Below are 16,659 nucleotides of genomic sequence, written 5' to 3'. Positions count from 1 at the left end.
GGGCTAGGTCGAGATTCCATTCGATGGATAAAATCTACGTTGTTCCGGGACAATAGCCAAGTGATTGGCGGCTATCCCTGCAGGTCCTTAGCCCCCACCGCCACCCTGTCACTGCCCGCGTAGACGTTCAGGCTGGTCCCCCGGCTGAATCCCACCAGGGTCAAACCAGTCTCCTGGGCGAGCTCCACGGCGAGGCTGGAGGGTGCGCTGACGGCTGCCAGAACCGGGATTCCTGCGAGCGCCGCCTTCTGGACCAGTTCGAAGGACGCCCTCCCGGAAACCTGCAAGACAGTACCGCGCAAGGGCAATAATCCTTCGCGCAGTGCCCAGCCCACTACCTTGTCCACTGCGTTGTGCCTACCCACGTCTTCTCGCAGGCACAGTAGCTCAGCCTCGCCGTCGTCGTGGATTCTGAAGAGTCCGGCGGCGTGCACTCCCCCGGTCTTGTCGAAAACCGCCTGTGCTTCGCGGAGACGGTCAGGCAGCGAGGCAAGAACCTCCACCGGAACGCTCAGGGGGTCGCCCGAAGGGCTGAAGTGTGAGGATTTGCGCACTGCCTCGATAGAGTCGGTGCCGCAGATCCCGCACGAGCTGGAGGTGTAGACGTTGCGGCCCGTCTCCGGAAGGACGACGTCGGGACGCAACTGGGCCTCCACCACGTTGAAGGTCTGAACGCCGTTCTCGTCCTCGCCGGCGCAGAAGCGCAAGGAAATGAGCTGGGCGGGGTCCCAAATGACACCTTCGGAGACCAGGAAGCCCGCCACGAGGTCAAAGTCGTCGCCAGGGGTCCGCATGGTTACGGAGAAGGACATGTGCCCCAGGCGCACCTCGAGCGGTTCCTCGACGGCAAGGAAGTCTTCGCGGTAGCGGACCGGGTGCTCCAGCGCCTGTTCGGAGCCATCCAGGACGAATTTGTGCACCTTGCGGCGCTGGGTCACCCGTCCCATCTCAGATACCCACCGTCCCGGCAGCTTCCGCGTGCTCGGCGGCTTCCCCGTGCTTGACGAACCGCACCGTCATGGCCTTGTAGCCCGGCGTGTTGGATTCCCGGGCAACGAGCTCCCGGTGGACGAGGGCGTTGGCCTCCGGGAAGTACGCGGCCGCGCAACCCTTGGCCGTGGGGTAGGCAACCAGTCGGAACTTGTTCGCCCGGCGTTCCGTTCCGCCGAAAGTGGAGATGACGTCCACCATGTCCCTATCCCCGAAGCCGAGCTCGCTGAGATCGTCCTCGTGGACCAGGATGACCCGGCGGCCTTCGGAAATGCCCCGGTAGCGGTCGTCGAGGCCGTAGAACGTGGTGTTGTACTGGTCGTGGCTGCGGACTGTCTGCAGGATCAGGTGGCCGGCCGGGGCTTCAAGGTACTCCAGCGGGCTCACGGTGAATCGTGCTTTGCCGATATCCGTGGCGAACGTGCGGGTGTCGCGTGGCGGGTTGGGCAGCACGAAGCCGTTCTTGGTCCGCACCCTTGCGTTGAAGTCGTCGAAGCCGGGGATCACCCTGGAGATGTGGTCCCGGATGACGTCGTAGTCCTCGGCCATGGCACGCCAATCCACGGGGCGGCTATCGCCGAGCACCGCCTGCGCCATGCGTGCGACGATGACGGGTTCGCTGAGCAGGTGCTCCGAGATCGGGGTCAAGCGGCCCTGGGTGGAGTGGATGACGGACATGGAGTCTTCCACGGAGAGGATTTGCCGTCCGCCCGGGTGTTTGTCGTCCGTGTCCGTGCGGCCCAGGGTGGGCAGGATCAGGGAGGTCTTTCCGTGCACCACGTGGGCGCGGTTGGGCTTGGTGGAGATGTGGACCGTCAGCCCGGCCTTCTTGAGCCCTTCTTCCAGCGCGACAGTGTCAGAGCCTGCCGCGGCGAAGTTTCCGCCCATGGAAACGAACACATCCACGTCGCCCTTCTCCAAGGCGTGTTGGGTTTCCACGGAGTCGTATCCGTGTTCCCGCGGCATGGTGAATCCAAACTCTTTGTCCAGGGCTGCCAGGAAGCCTTCGGACGGCTTCTCCCAGATGCCCATGGTGCGGTCGCCCTGCACGTTGGAGTGGCCGCGGACGGGGCAGGCGCCGGCGCCACGCTTGCCGAAGTTTCCCTGCAAGAGCAGCAGGTTGATGATTTCCCGCAAGGTGTCTACGGAGTGGGGTTGCTGGGTCAGTCCCAGCGCCCAGCAAATGATGGTGCCCTTCGACGCGGCCAGCATGCCGGCCACCTTGGTGATTTCGATGCGGCTCAGGCCCGTGGCGCGTTCCGTCTCTGCCCAGTCCAGCGTAGCCCGGGTTTCGGCGTAGGCCTCGAATCCGTCGGTCTGCGCCTCGATGAAGGCTCGGTCCACCACTGTTCCCGGCTGCCGCTTCTCCTCCTCCAGCAGGAGGTGGCCCAGCGCCTGGAACAGAGCGAGGTCGCCACCTACCTTGATCTGCAGGAATTCATCGGCAATGTCCGTGCCACCGCCCACCACGCCGTTGAGCGACTGGGGATCCTTGAAGTTCAGGAGTCCGGCTTCCGGCAAAGGATTGACGGCTACAACCTTGCCGCCGTTGTTCTTGCAATCACGCAGGGCTGAGAGCATGCGCGGGTGGTTCGTGCCCGGGTTCTGCCCCACAACGAGCACCAACTGCGCTTCATGGATGTCTTCGAGTGAGACAGTGCCCTTGCCGATGCCGATGGTCGGGTTGAGTGCGCTTCCCGAAGACTCGTGGCACATGTTCGAGCAGTCGGGCAGGTTGTTGGTGCCCAGGCTCCGGGCGAACAACTGGTACATGAAGGCTGTCTCGTTGGCCGTGCGCCCGGAAGTGTAGAACACGCAGCGCTCCGGCGTGGTGGCATTCACGTGCTCGCCGATCAGGCTGAAAGCATCCGTCCAGCTGATGGGCGAATAGTGCGTGTCGCCAGGGCGGATGACGACGGGCTCGGCGATGCGCCCTTGGCTGCCCAGCCAGTATTCGGTCTTGTCCTCGAGCTCGGCCAGGGAGTGCCGGGCCCAGAACTCCGCGTCGACTACGCGCGTGGTGCTCTCCTCGGCGATTGCCTTGGCCCCGTTTTCACAGAACTCGGCGGGACTGCGTTTGCCGGTAATGGACTCCGGCCAGGCGCAGCCGGGACAGTCGAACCCGTCCCGCTGGTTGACGCGGAGCATTGACTTGACAGTCCGGCTGACGCCCGCTTGGGCCCAGCCCCGTTCCAATGCCACGGTGACTGCCTTGACGCCCGCGGCGGAGCGCTTGGGTGGGTGGATCTGGAGGTCATCTTCATTGATGTCCTGTTCGGGAGCATGCCTGTTCATGTCCCCATCATTGCAAGGCCTGACTCGCTAATCCACCCGCGTCCATCCTGCACGGGAAGTTCTCAGCCTGTCAGGGCGCTCCAGTCCACCGGCCCGGACGGAACTTTGCGGGCTGGCCGGGCGGGAGTCTTCTTGGCCTTGTCCTGTGTGGGCTTCGGCAGGGGAAACGGCGGCCCCCACGGCAACGGAAAAGCGGGCACTGCTTCGCCCAGTTGCACGCCGTGCGGTGGCACCACCATGACGCCGTCCGCGCCGGCGAGGCCGCGCATCATCCCTGGCCCCGCATGCTGGGCAGGCGACGCCAAGCCGTACACGAACCTGAAGGGAAGCAAACGCGTTCGCCCGGGGTCCGCGTCGAGCATTGCGCCGCAAGGCACCTCTCCCACCTCGGGCAGCGTCCCGTGACCCAGCCCCGCGAGGAGGGGTGCGCCGATCGTGAAGAGAACCATCATGGCCGCGAGCGGATTGCCGGGAAGACCCAACACGAAGCGGCCGTCCGGCAACTCGGCCAGGACGGCAGGATGTCCCGGACGCATCGCGATTCCATCAATCAGCAATCGGCCGCCGAGTTCCGCAATGGCCCGCCGGAAGTGGTCCGTCCCCGAACGGCCGGTTCCCCCGGTGGTGATGACGACGTCGGCGGGTGGCGCGTCCGGCGACGGCTCGCCTTCCTCAAGGGCCGAGAGCCATTCCTCATAGGAGTCGCCCACCTTGGTTTGCCCGCCGCGGATCCCGCCAAGGAGTTCGACGACGGTGCCAAGCTGGGGACCGAAGGTATCCCTCACCCTGCCGGGGGCCGGGACACCCGCGGTCACCACTTCGGAGCCGGTCAGGAGCATCTTCACGAGGGGTTTGCCCAGGACGTCCAGTTCGTCGCGGCCGGCCAAGGCGGCGAGGGCGAGATGGGCCGGATTCAAGACAACGCCGGATTTGATCAGCAGCTCGCCCGCCGCGGCTTCTTCTCCCGCGTTGCGGATATGTTGCCCGTTGCGCGGTTCGCCGGGCTTCGCGTTCCCGCCGAGGGCGAGTAGCGGCAAGCCGTCTTCGTCGGTGGTCAGGACCCCGCTCTCGCTCCGCAGCACGGCTTTGGCCCCCGGCGGAATCAGGCCGCCGGTGGCGATCGGGCTCGCTTGGTGCGGGGCCAGCCTATGGCCCGGCTCCGCCAGGATCCACGGGCCGCTGCCGTTGACCGCCCAGCCATCCATCGCCGACGACGCATAATGCGGCAGGTCCTGCAAGGCATGGACATCCAAGGCCAGGGTCCTGCCGATGGCGTCCTTCAGCGCAACGGGTGCGGCGGGAATGGGCGTGGCACTATCGAAGGCAAGTTGCCGCGCCTCGGCCCACAAGTGGTCGGCGTGCGGGACATGCTCGGGGGCTTCCGTCATCCGGCGTCGGTTCCGGGGTTCGTATAATCTTTCGCGAGCGTGCGTGCCAGGCCCATGGCGGCATCCATCGACGCGGATTTAGTGGCTTGTCCCGAACCCGCGGCAAGTCCGGCCGCGAAGCCGGCAATGAAGGTAGTCAAAGGAGCCGCCGGCCGAACCACTGAATGGGCTGCAACGCCTGCCAGGGACAGGACATCGTTGATGTCGATCTCGACGTCTTCCAACTCATATGCTTGCAGCAGGCTCCTGCACCATTCCTCGAGCGTTTCTTCCTGGCTCTTCACGATCCGCCTCCACAGTCCGGTACAGCTGTTGTCACGGCAGGTCGCCGTCCACTCCAAGCGCCGCGGCATCGTCCCAGGTATCCACGTCATCGGTGGATCCTGCGGGGACAGGCACGGCCAGCAGATCAAGCCTAGCAAGCAGCCGGAACACCGCGGCGTTGACCAGGCCACCTTGTTCTGCCGCAGCCTGCACTTCCCGCCGCAAAGCGGATACCTGATAGATCCCGAGCAACGGTTGTTTCCGGCCATCTGCCGATACGGACATGGCCCCGTCCGCTTCCGGGTGGGCGGCAAGTTCCTGGAGCAGGACCGGAACCGCGGCCGCGGCCAGGGGCATGTCGCAGGCCAGGACGAGTACCCAGGGCGCGCACTTCGGGGACGGACTGTCGCCGTCTTGTCCCTCTAGCACGGCGAGTCCGGCGGCGATCGCGGCTGCCGGTCCGGCGAAGGGCGGGTCCTCCCGCGCTATCAATGTGCCGTGCGGCAAAGCCCCGGGATCAGGCCCGACGACGACGACAGTCCCGGCGCCGCGCGCTGCCGCCACGGCGCGGTGAAGGAGCGTGGCGCCGTCGTACCTCAGCTGGGCTTTGGGCACACCGCCGAGACGGGAGGACTTGCCACCCGCCAATATCACCGCATCAAAGTCCACCCGCCCAGATTACCCGGGGAGCAGGCTCAATTCCGGTTCAGGCCGCCGATTCAGGCAGGAGGAAGGGATCCCATGCGGGCGCAGGTTTCTCAAGCTCCTTGATCTGCCAGATAGTCCCGGTGGGCGCCGCGGGAGTGAACCTCAGTTTCCAGCCCATCTCCGCCGGCGTGTGGTCACTCTTGGCGTTGTTGCAGCGCAAGCACGCTGCCACCAGGTTTTCCCAGGAATCCGCGCCGCCCCTGGATTTGGGGTGGACGTGGTCAATGGTGTGGGCTGCTTTCCCGCAATAGGCGCAACGGTGGCCGTCGCGGCGCAAAACGCCGCGGCGTGTAACCGCTGTGATGGTGTTGTATCTCGGCCGGATGTAGCGATTGAGTAGAATCACGGACGGACGTCCGAGAATCTCCTGTGGCCCGACGACAGGCTCGTCGCCTTCGGCCACTACGCTCGCTTTTCCGGTGAGCACAAGGACCAGCGCCCGGCGGAAGGTTACTACCGCCAGCGGTTCATATCCAGCATTCAGAACGAGTGTGCGCATGCACGTACCTCTTCACGGCCGCACCCGTCAGGGGCGCGAGGGCCGGCTGCCCTCTGCATGTACGGGCTGTGGATCGACAACCTAAGAGTAAACACCCGGAGGCCAGATCAACGAATCCTTGCGGGGGTTCCGGCGCAGTGTCGGTCAAAGTTCATGTGCCGGACACGTAGCCGGAACCTTCCAAACCGCCCGAGGTCCATGACCAGATCCAGATCGACGGGATCTAATGGACGCTGTCGGATTCTGCTGGATCCACGGATGCCGTCGGATTCTGCTGGATCACTCTCATCGCCGAAGTTGCCGGTCCTGTGATTCCGTGGGCCGGCATTTGTCCATTCGAATGATTGAGCAGAATCCGACATCCGAGCGAAAACAATCCCGAGCGAGCGCTACAGCAAAAGCTGGGCGACACGCCAGATCCCTGTCGACACATGTATTCAGGTGTCGACAGGGATCTAGCGCATCCCCAGGTAATTTGCGCGTCGCGAAGTAGTCGGGTTATAGGACAAAACGTGTGTATGGGAGGTGCTTGCTTCCCACCAGAGCTCTACAGCACCGGGCTCCGCCGAGGAGGGCCTATGGCACCGCCTAGGCTGGGCGGGACGGACATAGCGCGCCCGGGATTTACACACGTTTTGCCCTGTAACACGTTAAAACAGAACATCCCCGCGGGCGGACCAGCGGGGATGTTCCAGTGAAGCTCTGTAGCCGGAGCTATTTAGCCACCAACGCGGATGAAGACCGGGCCGGAGCCGACGTTGACGCTGTACAGGGCGGTGGTGCCGCCGTTCCAGCCACCGTGGACTGCCATGCCGTTGCCGACGTAAACGGCGATGTGGGCCATGCCCATGCCACCGTTCTGGTAGTAGACCAGGTCTCCCGGCTGCGCTTCAGCAGCGCTGACCGTGCGGCCAAGGGAGAGGTAGTCTGCCGGCCAGCCGTGGAAGTTGATGCCAACAGCGGCCAGGGAGTTCGAAGCCAGGGCGGTGCAATCCTGGGCAACGCCAAGCTGTGCGTAAGCTGCGGCAGCAATTGCTGCTCCCTTGCCACTGGCAACCTTGGTGGCGGGTGAAACAGCAGCCGTGACAGAAAGCGTTGAGACGCCGGTAGCGGCACCCGCAGCCTGCGAAGCCGGAGCGGCTTCCTGGGTGGCAACCGGAGCTGCGACAACCGGAGCAGCTTCGGTGGAAACCACCGGGCGCTCGTACTTGATGGCGACGGAGGAGTCGGCCGAAATGCTGGCTTGGGCGATGGACTGGACTTCCAGGGCGGAGGTCGAAGTGGACTCGCGGGGGACGTTGGTTTCTGCAGCGTTGGCTGCGATACCGCTAGTAAGCACCAGGCCGGAAGCAGCAGCGATAACTGCCGCCTGGCGGCCTACGCCACCGGCGTTGCTGCCGACAGTCTTAGCGATAACGGCAAGCGAGTTGGTCTTGGTGACCGCGGCACGGTGGCGCGCAACAGTAGAGCGTGAAGACACGTTAAGAGGCCTCTCCCTATGCCCGCGAGGTAAGCTGTCGGATTCGGATGGGAGTCATCCGGCCACACTTCTCCCTCTCGGAAGTCATGCGACTTAACCCCAAGGCCATCGGTGAAGATGACCAAAAGTGGGTCCCCCGCCTCTGCCAGACGATGTTTTGCGAACGGAACCTCGGGCAGTGGCAGAGCTAGGCAATCCACCCGAGTGCATCAACTCTCTAAAAGTTGATGCGAGTTAGACGGTACATGAGTTTTGGCTGAATGTCACATTCAGGTCACGGAGCGTGACAAGCATGCGAGAGACGTCCATCGGATTGGCTACAGCCAGCCCAGGGGGTCAACGACGTCGCCGTTGACCATGACTTCAAAATGGAGGTGGCAGCCCGTAGAGGCGCCAGTGGTGCCGCTCAAAGCGATCACATCGCCGCGGCTGACCGTTTGGCCCACTTGGACGCTGAACGAAGACAAATGGTTGTACGTGGTTTCCAGGCCGTTGCCGTGGTCCACCACGATGCGGTTTCCGCCGCCATACGGATGCCATCCAGCGAATGTGACCTTGCCGGCCGCGGCCGCGTGGACCTGGGTGCCGCACTGGGCCACGAAGTCCTGGCCCCGGTGGAACTCCCCCAAACCGCCCGTGATGGGATTCACGCGGTAGCCGAACGGCGAGGCGGTGACCAGCGTGTCCAGCGGCGCCCCCAGGGTGCCCTTGGAGGACGACTGCTTGATGGTGCCGACGGACTGCGCACTCAAGAGCTGCTTGAGCTTGCTGTCCGGATCCGCCGTGGTGGAAACCGCAGCGCGGCTGAAGTCGATCGTGGCGCTTGCCGCGGCCGGAATCTCGGGCTGGGTGCCCACGGCCGACGCGACTTGGTTTGAGTTGGCAGTGGCCGTCAGGGCGCCGGTGCCCGGCATGGCGACCGTCAGAATGAGGCCTGTGGCGGCAAGGGCCACTCCGGCCTTCTGTCCTGCTCCGCTCGCGGCGGCGAACTCGGCCATTTGCCGCAAGGGACCCTTGCGGCGGCGGACTTCGCGATGGGGATCGCGGGGCCGCTCGTGCACGACGGCGCTTGTGCTCCGCAGCTCAGCAGTAGGACCGGACGCGCGTCTGCGGCCCCTGGTGTTCTGCGTAGTCAAGATTTTCCTCTCTGACAAGCCTGCGAAGTTAGCTGTCGGATTCGGGCCAGAGAGATCGTGGACCCGGTCCGCGCGAAGGGCGCGAAGCGCAGGTATGTCCCGGAGGAACCCTGCGCTGCTTGCACTTCCGCTGCGGACTTCACCCCAAGGCCGCCTTTCGACAGCCGATGGTGGTTCCCCCGCTTCTGCCAGTGAATGGACTAATCCACCTGATCCGCTGGCAGAACTCGGCTTCGGATCAGGTAACGCTTTGGTATCGGCGCCAGTAGTCAACTATAGGGGATTAACCCCCGCAGTAATAATTTCGTTATCTTTGCCGACGGCCCTTACCGGGCAGCTTAGGCGACCGTGACAAACACGTGCGAGGCAACCTCGGGCGGCAGCTCCAGCGCGCCGTCGATATTGGGTACGCGAACGGAGATGTATTCCCCCACACGTTCCAGGGAAACCCTCGCGCCGGGCCGGATTCCGCCCTCGTCCAGCTGCACGAGCAGTTCCGGTTCCACCTGGATGGGTTCGGCCAGCCGACTGACGGTGACCCTGTTTTCCGGTGAGTATTCGTTCATTGCTTCAAGAAGGTTGACCACGCCATCCGTGAAGGCATGCGATGCGGCTCCACCCAGTGCTTCGAGTCCGGGAATGGGGTTGCCGTACGGCGATTCCGTGGGGTGGTCCAGGAGCTCATAGAGCCGCCGTTCCACGCGCTCACTCATAACGTGCTCCCAGCGGCATGCCTCATCGTGGACGTAGGCCCAGTCCAGCCCGATGACATCGGCCAGGAGCCGCTCGGCGAGCCGGTGCTTTCGCATGACCTCGGTGGCGCGTTTCCGGCCGGTTTCGGTCAGCTCAAGGTGCCGGTCATTTGAAACAATAACCAGGCCGTCGCGTTCCATGCGTCCGATGGTCTGGGAAACGGTTGGGCCGGAGTGCCGCAAGCGCTCGGCGATGCGTGCGCGAAGAGCCACGATGTTCTCTTCTTCAAGCTCCAAAATGGTCCGAAGATACATCTCAGTGGTATCGATCAGATCCGTCATCCAGCTCAGCTCCTCGAGCGCAGTATCTTGCGTATTTTCCACCGTACCGCAGCCGACTCAGTGGTCGAACAATGGCCGAACCGGCCGGCCGTCCCGGTCCGGGCGCCAGCTCCAAGCTTAGCCTATTTTGAATTACTCCGGATAATTCCGGCACCCGCTCAGCGTCCCGCTCCAGCGCCCCTCCGTCGCCCGGTCAGGCACGGGCCCCACGCCCGGTGGAACAAATGCTTTCCACGTGGCGGACTATGACACCTTCGGTTCTGTCCCCGCCCGCGGAGTCAGGCAGAATTGGGGAGTCGAAGGGGGCAGCTTGCCGCCTGCCACGACCCATCTAGGCCGCTACTTCACCATTGGAGCATCCCGTGAGCGACAACAGCATCACCATCCCTGCCGATTTGCTGCCCAAGGACGGCCGCTTCGGCGCCGGGCCCTCCAAGGTCCGCCCCGAGCAGATAGAGGCACTGTCCGCCGCCTCGACAACGATCCTCGGCACCTCCCACCGTCAGGCGCCGGTCAAGAACCTGGTGGGCTCGGTCCGCGAGGGGCTTAGCCAGTTCTTCCGTGCACCCGAGGGCTACGAGGTGATTCTCGGCGTCGGAGGCTCCACCGCGTTCTGGGATGTCGCCAGCTTCGGCCTGGTCGAGAAGAAGGCCCAGCACCTCTCCTTCGGTGAGTTCGGCTCCAAGTTCGCTTCGGCCACCAACAAGGCACCGTTCCTGGAAGCTTCGTCCATTATCAAGTCCGAGCCTGGCACCCGGCCCGTTTCCCAGGCTGAAGCAGGCGTGGACGTATACGCCTGGCCGCAGAACGAAACCTCGACCGGTGTGGCCGCTCCGGTCAAGCGCGTTCACGGTAGCGACGAGGGTTCACTTGTCTTGGTCGACGCGACGTCCGCAGCCGGCGGCCTGGATGTCGATGTTACCGAGGCCGACGTTTACTACTTCGCCCCGCAGAAGAACTTTGCCTCCGACGGCGGCCTGTGGCTTGGCCTCTTCTCCCCCGCCGCCCTGGAGCGCGCCGCCCGCATCAAGGCAAGCGGCCGCTGGATCCCCGATTTCCTGGACCTGCAGACGGCCATCGACAACTCGAAGCTCAACCAGACCTACAACACGCCGTCCCTGTCCACCTTGGTGACCTTGGATGCCCAGGTCCAGTGGCTCAACAGCAACGGTGGCCTCGACTTCGCCAGCAAGCGCACCGCGGACTCCGCAAGCCGCATCTACAATTGGGCGGAGGCTTCCGAGTACGCCACCCCGTTCGTGGCGAAGGCAGAGGACCGCTCCAATGTCATCGCCACGATCGACTTCGATGACTCGATCGACGCCGCTGCCATCGCCAAGGTGCTCCGCGCCAACGGGATCGTGGACACGGAGCCGTACCGCAAGCTGGGCCGCAACCAGCTGCGCATCGCAACCTTCGTCGCCATCGAACCGGACGACGTCTCGGCACTGCTCGCCAGCATCGACTTCGTGGTGGGCGAACTGAAGAAGTAAGGGCCTGCCGCGTTCCCGCGGTCAGGACTGGTCGGCGTCGTCCGGGTGAGGATCCCGGGCGGCGCTAGCTTCTTTAACGGCGCTGTCCCTTTTAACAGCGCTGTCCCCTTTAAGAGCATCCCCCGCGCCTTGGGACTCAATGCGGAAGAACTGCAGTCCCCGGGCGCTGCGATCGAAACGGAGCCGCAACTGGCGGGCGCGGATGATCCACACGATCCCGACGACGGCGGTGCTGGCGCCCGCGGCCGCGGCCACGCCCACAGCCCATCGGGGTCCGGCCACGTTGGACACCCAGCCGACGAACGGTGCACCGATGGGCGTTCCACCCATGAAAATGGCCATGTAGAGCGCCATGACCCTGCCGCGCATGACGGGTTCGGTGGTGGACTGCACATAGCCGTTGGCGCTCGTGATCATGGTCAGGGCAAACAGGCCGCAGGGAATCAGGGCCAAGGCAAACATGGTGTAATTCGGTGCCAAGGCGGCCAGTCCGCTCGCGAGGCCGAACCCGCCCGCCGCCGCGAAGATGAGCCGCATTCGTGGCCGTCCGCGCCGGGCGGCCAACAATGCTCCTGCGACGGAGCCGATCGCCATGACTGAGTTGAGCAGCCCGAATGCTCCCGCATCCATGCCGAACTCCGTGCCGACCATGGCAGCGATGAACAGGACGAAGTTCAGGCCGAACGTGCCCATGATGAAAATCGCGACGAGCACAACCACGATGTCCGGGCGATTGCGGACATAGCGGAGCCCTTCGCGGATCCGGCCCTTGCCCGCGGCCGCCCGGGGTTGGACGCGCAAGGAAGAAAGGGGAATGGCCCGGATCGCGCCAAGCATTGCGAGGAAGGTCAGGGTATTGATCATGAATACCCAGCCCGGCCCCACCGCAACCGTCAACACGCCGGCCACGGCGGGACCGATCATGCGGGCGACGTTGAAGGATGCGCTGTTCAACGCAACGGCGTTGGACAGATAGTCGTCCTTGACCAGCTCCGAGACGAACGTCTGGCGAACCGGGGCGTCAAGTGCCGAGACGACGCCAAGCAACAGCGCGAACACATAGACATGCCATAACTGCGCTGCACCGCTTAGGACCAGGAGTCCCAAGCCAGTGCTCAGGACCGCCATGGCCGATTGAGTCACGACCAGGAGCCTGCGCCGGCTGTAGCGGTCGGCAAGCAGTCCGGCCCACGGGGCCAGGAAAAGCTGCGGGCCCAGTTGGAGCGCCAAGGTCACGCCCATGGCGCCGGCATCGTGGTTGCTCAGATGGGCGAAGACCAGCCAGTCCTGGGCGGTGCGTTGCATCCACGTGCCGATGTTGGAAACGAGCGCACCGATGAACCAAATGCGGTAGTTAAGGACACCGAGCGACTTGAAGGTGGACATCAATTTCCACCTTCACGGAATTCACTCGCCGGGTCCGCCAAGGGCTAGTCAGCCTCGATGTCGTCGGCGTCGTCGTTCTCTTGACCGTCACCGGAGGCGGCGAGGTCCTCAGCGGAGGGGTCGCCGTCGTCGTCCGCGTCAACGGGGGCGCCAGCCTCCTCCGCCAACTCTTCGGCGGCGGCCGCCTCGTCCTCCGGACGGACGCGCTTTGCCCAAGGCACCCATTCAGGAGCGAGGATGGAGTCCTCCGACGGCAGCAGGCCAAGCTCGCTGACGGTGACCACTTTGGAGCGCGAGTTGCGGGTCACCACCGCGTACCACTGCCAACCGCCGTATCCGGCCAGCCGCGATTCGAAAAGGTGCGTGACCACGCGTTCGCCTTCGGAGCGCGCGGCAATATGCGGTCCGATTTCACTCGGTTTGGCAATGGTCTCCACCGCGTTGCGGGCGACGTCGACTGCGGCCGCCAGGAAGGCGTCCGGCTTGCCGACCCGCCACACAGGAATGCCGGTGCGGGGTTTCGCCGTTGCCGGCTTCCGCTCAGCACCGGGTCCAGCCGTGGCTGGAACGGCACCAGTGCCGTTTTCTTCAGGACTGGCTTCAGCGGATTCCGATGTCATGGCAGCTTTAGGCTTCCAGCTCGTCGGCAACCTTGCGCAGGGCTGCGGCGATGGCTTTGCCCTTGGCGCCTTCAGGGTACTTGCCGGCGGACAAGGTTCCGGAGAGGTTGTCCAGGACAGATACGAGATCCTGGACTACCGGGGCGAGCTCGCGGGCGTTCATGCGCTTGGCTTTGGCGATGGATGGCAATTTGTCCAGCACACGCAGGCCCAGCGCCTGGGCGCCCCGGCGACCGTCGGCGACGCCGAACTCAACCCGGGTGCCTGCCTTGAGATCCGCTACGCCTTCGGGCAGTGCGGATTTGGGCAGAAACACTTCCTGGCCGTCCTCTGCTGCGAGGAATCCGAAGCCTTTGTCCTTGTCATACCACTTGACCTTGCCGGTGGGCACGTAATCAACCTTCTTCGTTCTTACTTGCGAGACACAGCAGGCGCGCCACCGCATCCGCAGGAAACTGCGGGAATAGGGGTGACTGCCTGGACCGTGTTGGTCTATTGCTTCAAGGTTATCCTGCCCGGCCACGGATTCGCGCTTTGAGACCCCCGCAGGCAGGTCTCGCCGCCTTTTGCCCGCAACCAGGCTGCACCCTGGCCTGGAACAGGGGATGCGGCCCGGGACTGTTAGCGTTGCTTGCATGATTCCCCACGGCTTCCGCCGCCCGCTCACGATCGTTGCCGCCGTCGTCGCAATCCTGTCCCTGGCGGCCGTAGCCGCCGTCATGGCCGTCGCTTTTGCCAACGGCGTGGCTCCGGTCTGGGTCACGTCAACTGCTCTCTACGGGCTGCCGCTCGCCTTCATTCTGATGGCCGCATTGGTGGTTGACTCGGTGTGGGCACGGCGTCGCCAATGAGCAGCCGGAAAGCCCGACGGCGGGCCCGGCTGGCGGTAACGTTGAACTGATGTCCCTTATTCGCGCGCTCAGCAAGGAACTGGAAGCGCGCAGCGACGATTCGCTGCGGGCCTTGTTTGCCGCGCGGCCGGACCTCATCTCCCCGATAGCCCCGGACTTCGCTGCCCTCGCGGCGCGGGCAAGCGCACGGGTGAGCGTGCAGCGTGCCCTGGAGCGGCTCAACAAACCGGAGATGCAGGTACTGGAGACACTCCACCTATGCACCAACACGGACACCGGCCACAGCGTCTCCGCCGCGGGATTGAAGAAATGCATCAACGGCGCCACCCTTGCCGCGCTCGAACCGATCCTGAACAAGCTCCAGGAGCTGGCCCTCATCCACCGGGCTGATCCGCCGGCCACGGTGCACAATCCAGGCAGGCAGCGTTTCTACTTGCCGGTGGGCAGCCTCAAGGACGTCATCGGCATCTACCCGGCCGGTTTGGGCCGCAGCTACACCGAGTTGGTACGGCTTCAACCGGCCTTCGCCCAGCGCGTGGTGCATCTCGTCGCCGAACTCCATCAGAGCGGCGCCAAGGTCCTGGCCGCCACGACGCCCATGGACGCGGCGCTGGCTCTGCAGCGATGGACGTCGACGCCGGAGAACCTTCAGCACATCCTGTCCGAGGCACCTGTACGGACGCGTCCCCTTTTGAACAAGTTCGGCAGCTGGGCCATGGGTGCCGTTCCCCAGGCACAGCGCAAGGCCTCCGTTCTCCACGAAGGTCGCGACGTCGGTCCCGTGGACTGGCTCTTGGCCCGCGGCTTGCTTGTCCCCCTGGACGCCGGCCACGTTGAGCTCCCGCACAGCGTCGGCCTGTCGCTGCGCGGCGGCGCGATCGTGGACCACTTCACGTTGAAGCCTCCCGTGCCGGAGCTGGGCCAGACGAGTGCGGCCTTGCGCCGGAATGCCGCCATGGGTGCCATAGCCGAAGCGCTCCGACTGGTGGGTGAACTCCTGTACGCGGTCCGCGAGCAGCCGGTGGTCACCTTGCGCAGCGGAGGGGTGGGCGTTCGTGAGCTCAAACGCCTGGCCGACAGCCTCCGCTTGGGGTTGTCCGAGACGGCGTTGATCCTTGAGCTCAGTGCCTTGTCCGGATTGCTGCGCCTCGATGTGGACAGTTCCACCTGGGTACAACCGCCATCGCTGGAATGGCTCACGCTCCCCCGCCAGGAACAATGGCTCTGGCTGGTCAACGCCTGGCTCGCGAGCGAGCGCGCCCCCTCCCTCGTGGGCCAGACCCTCCCCGGGCCTGCCACCACGGCACCGCGATCCGGCTCTCCGGCAAGTTCCATCAATGCCCTGTCCGCCGAGGCCCAACGCCCTGACGCCCCGCTGGTCCGAAAACGGATCCTGGAGATCCTCGAAGAGCTGACCCTCGAGGTGGAAGCACCGGACGGAAAGGCTCCGGTGCTCAACGCCGAAGCCGTCATGGAACGCGCTGAATGGGCCCAGCCCCGGATGTCGCGGCGGTTCAGCTCCCTCGTCCGTGGCATCCTGCACGAAGCGGAACTCCTGGGGCTCATGGGTTCCGGCGCCCTGACCCAGCTTGGTTCGGCGATTGCCACTGAACAGCCCGAGCTGGCCCTGAGGATCCTCGGCGAACACCTGCCTGCCGCGGTCAACCATGTCCTGCTCCAAGCAGACCTGACCGCCGTCGCGCCTGGGTACCTGGCACCTGAGCTGAGCGAAAAACTGCTCTTGATCGCCGACGCCGAAGGCCAGGGCCCAGCCACGATCTTCCGCTTCTCCGGAGATTCGATCCGGCGCGGTTTGGACGCAGGGCAGGACGCGGAAGCCATCCTCGCGTTCCTGCATACCCACTCGGCCACCGATGTTCCCCAGCCGCTCCGGTACTTGATCAAGGACATCGCATCGCGGCATGGCCGGATGCGCGTCGCCAGCAGCCCCAGTTTCATCCAGAGCGACGACGAGGCCGCCATCGCCGAGCTCGTTCAGGAGCCGGGGGCCGCAAGCCTCGGGCTTGTCCGGATCGCCCCCACGGTACTGACCTCCACAGCGAGCCCCCGGGAGACCGCCAGGGTGCTGCGCGAGCTGGGACTTTCGCCCGCCGTGCAGGAGGCGGAGACCGCCGTCGTGCGCTATAAGAGGACGGCATCGGTGGCCGCTGGCGTCCGCCCCGTGTACACGGCGCCCCGCACCGCGCCGCCGGACGACGACGTCGACGCCCAGCTCGCGGTCTTGAGGCACCATCGCGCGGTCCACGGCGACGTGACCGGCGAGGCGGCAACGCAACTGGGACTCGAAACCCTGCAGCGGGCCATCCGGCTGAAGCAAGCGGTCACCATGAACGTGGTTGACGGCTTGGGGAATTCCAACACCGAGACCGTTGTTCCGGTATCGGTGTCCGGAGGGCGCGTCCGGGTGTTCGACGCCGCCAGGGACACCGAGAGAGTCTTGTCCATCCACCGCATCATCGATGTGGAACCTGCGGGCGAGCCGCACAAGTGAGGA

The 16,659-nt window shown here is 64.8% G+C and carries 15 protein-coding genes and 2 riboswitches; of the genes, 3 read left to right on the top strand and 12 right to left on the bottom strand.

All coding sequences use genetic code 11. The annotated features are described in order from the left end of the window. Positions 1-71: 71 nt before the first annotated feature. The 9 genes from fdhD to QRN52_RS09025 all read right to left on the bottom strand — a co-directional run bounded on the left by fdhD (position 72) and on the right by QRN52_RS09025 (position 9,794). On the bottom strand, positions 72-947 hold the full coding sequence (fdhD, locus tag QRN52_RS09065; RefSeq protein WP_284752402.1) for a formate dehydrogenase accessory sulfurtransferase FdhD: 876 nt from the start codon (positions 945-947) through the stop codon (positions 72-74). 1 nt (position 948) lies between these two features. Further along, entirely contained in the window at positions 949-3,285 is a 2,337-nt protein-coding gene (locus QRN52_RS09060; RefSeq protein ID WP_284752401.1) for an FdhF/YdeP family oxidoreductase, read from the bottom strand. 62 nt (positions 3,286-3,347) lie between these two features. Then, positions 3,348-4,673 carry a molybdopterin molybdotransferase MoeA gene (locus QRN52_RS09055; protein ID WP_284752400.1) on the bottom strand — a complete coding sequence of 442 codons (1,326 nt, stop codon included), beginning with the start codon at positions 4,671-4,673 and terminating at the stop codon, positions 3,348-3,350. Further along, positions 4,670-4,957: a DUF6457 domain-containing protein gene (locus QRN52_RS09050; RefSeq protein ID WP_284752399.1), complete on the bottom strand. Its 288-nt coding sequence runs from the start codon at positions 4,955-4,957 to the stop codon at positions 4,670-4,672. Before QRN52_RS09050 ends, QRN52_RS09055 begins: the two co-directional genes overlap by 4 nt. Before the next feature lie 31 nt (positions 4,958-4,988). Further along, complete coding sequence (mobA, locus tag QRN52_RS09045) at positions 4,989-5,606, bottom strand: molybdenum cofactor guanylyltransferase (protein ID WP_284752398.1); 618 nt, start codon at positions 5,604-5,606, stop codon at positions 4,989-4,991. Between the two features lie 37 nt (positions 5,607-5,643). Beyond that, complete coding sequence (locus tag QRN52_RS09040) at positions 5,644-6,144, bottom strand: HNH endonuclease (RefSeq protein WP_028266173.1); 501 nt, start codon at positions 6,142-6,144, stop codon at positions 5,644-5,646. Between the two features lie 718 nt (positions 6,145-6,862). Beyond that, the gene (locus QRN52_RS09035) at positions 6,863-7,624 is read right to left on the bottom strand and encodes an NlpC/P60 family protein (RefSeq protein ID WP_284752397.1); all 762 of its coding nucleotides are present in this window, start codon (positions 7,622-7,624) and stop codon (positions 6,863-6,865) included. 5 nt (positions 7,625-7,629) lie between these two features. Then, positions 7,630-7,796, bottom strand: a riboswitch (cyclic di-AMP (ydaO/yuaA leader). Between the two features lie 145 nt (positions 7,797-7,941). Continuing rightward, positions 7,942-8,760, bottom strand: a complete 819-nt coding sequence (locus QRN52_RS09030) for a M23 family metallopeptidase (protein ID WP_284752396.1) — start codon at positions 8,758-8,760, stop codon at positions 7,942-7,944. A 2-nt stretch (positions 8,761-8,762) separates the two neighbouring features. Beyond that, positions 8,763-8,972: riboswitch (cyclic di-AMP (ydaO/yuaA leader) on the bottom strand. 126 nt (positions 8,973-9,098) lie between these two features. Further along, on the bottom strand, positions 9,099-9,794 hold the full coding sequence (locus QRN52_RS09025) for an iron-dependent transcriptional repressor DtxR (protein WP_269997631.1): 696 nt from the start codon (positions 9,792-9,794) through the stop codon (positions 9,099-9,101). A gap of 362 nt (positions 9,795-10,156) precedes the next feature. Between QRN52_RS09025 and serC the strand changes: the two genes are divergently transcribed. Beyond that, complete coding sequence (serC, locus tag QRN52_RS09020) at positions 10,157-11,287, top strand: phosphoserine transaminase (RefSeq protein WP_284752395.1); 1,131 nt, start codon at positions 10,157-10,159, stop codon at positions 11,285-11,287. A 21-nt stretch (positions 11,288-11,308) separates the two neighbouring features. On the opposite strand, the gene QRN52_RS09015 is transcribed toward serC, so the two are convergent. Genes QRN52_RS09015 through QRN52_RS09005 form a run of 3 tightly spaced genes read right to left on the bottom strand, consistent with a single transcriptional unit; the run spans position 11,309 to position 13,684 of the window. Then, positions 11,309-12,673 (bottom strand): MFS transporter, encoded by a 1,365-nt coding sequence (locus QRN52_RS09015; RefSeq protein ID WP_284752394.1) that lies wholly within the window; start codon positions 12,671-12,673, stop codon positions 11,309-11,311. 44 nt (positions 12,674-12,717) lie between these two features. Beyond that, positions 12,718-13,293 carry a DUF3027 domain-containing protein gene (locus tag QRN52_RS09010; RefSeq protein ID WP_284752393.1) on the bottom strand — a complete coding sequence of 192 codons (576 nt, stop codon included), beginning with the start codon at positions 13,291-13,293 and terminating at the stop codon, positions 12,718-12,720. Positions 13,294-13,300: 7 nt separating this feature from the next. Continuing rightward, entirely contained in the window at positions 13,301-13,684 is a 384-nt protein-coding gene (locus QRN52_RS09005) for a cold-shock protein (RefSeq protein ID WP_078106274.1), read from the bottom strand. Between the two features lie 244 nt (positions 13,685-13,928). On the opposite strand from QRN52_RS09005, the gene QRN52_RS09000 reads away from it, so the two are divergent. Together QRN52_RS09000 and QRN52_RS08995 are read left to right on the top strand one after the other, a co-directional pair. Next, entirely contained in the window at positions 13,929-14,144 is a 216-nt protein-coding gene (locus QRN52_RS09000) for a hypothetical protein (RefSeq protein WP_284752392.1), read from the top strand. 49 nt (positions 14,145-14,193) lie between these two features. Then, entirely contained in the window at positions 14,194-16,656 is a 2,463-nt protein-coding gene (locus QRN52_RS08995) for a helicase-associated domain-containing protein (protein WP_284752391.1), read from the top strand. The last annotated feature ends 3 nt before the right edge of the window (positions 16,657-16,659 follow it).

The organism is Arthrobacter sp. efr-133-R2A-120, assembly GCF_030209835.1.
Taxonomy (GTDB): Bacteria; Actinomycetota; Actinomycetes; order Actinomycetales; family Micrococcaceae; genus Arthrobacter.
The sequence above is the reverse complement of the archived record's forward strand: the minus strand, read 5'-3'. Positions and strand labels throughout refer to the sequence as shown.

Bases quoted from the DNA above. Each gene is read 5' to 3' on its own strand.
- QRN52_RS09040 (WP_028266173.1), bottom strand. From the start codon at position 6,144: ATGCGCACACTCGTTCTGAATGCTGGATATGAACCGCTGGCGGTAGTA.
- QRN52_RS09025 (WP_269997631.1), bottom strand. From the start codon at position 9,794: ATGACGGATCTGATCGATACCACTGAGATGTATCTTCGGACCATTTTG.
- QRN52_RS08995 (WP_284752391.1), top strand. From the start codon at position 14,194: ATGTCCCTTATTCGCGCGCTCAGCAAGGAACTGGAAGCGCGCAGCGAC.
- QRN52_RS09010 (WP_284752393.1), bottom strand. From the start codon at position 13,293: ATGACATCGGAATCCGCTGAAGCCAGTCCTGAAGAAAACGGCACTGGT.
- QRN52_RS09000 (WP_284752392.1), top strand. From the start codon at position 13,929: ATGATTCCCCACGGCTTCCGCCGCCCGCTCACGATCGTTGCCGCCGTC.
- QRN52_RS09015 (WP_284752394.1), bottom strand. From the start codon at position 12,673: ATGTCCACCTTCAAGTCGCTCGGTGTCCTTAACTACCGCATTTGGTTC.
- QRN52_RS09060 (WP_284752401.1), bottom strand. From the start codon at position 3,285: ATGAACAGGCATGCTCCCGAACAGGACATCAATGAAGATGACCTCCAG.
- fdhD (WP_284752402.1), bottom strand. From the start codon at position 947: ATGGGACGGGTGACCCAGCGCCGCAAGGTGCACAAATTCGTCCTGGAT.
- QRN52_RS09055 (WP_284752400.1), bottom strand. From the start codon at position 4,673: ATGACGGAAGCCCCCGAGCATGTCCCGCACGCCGACCACTTGTGGGCC.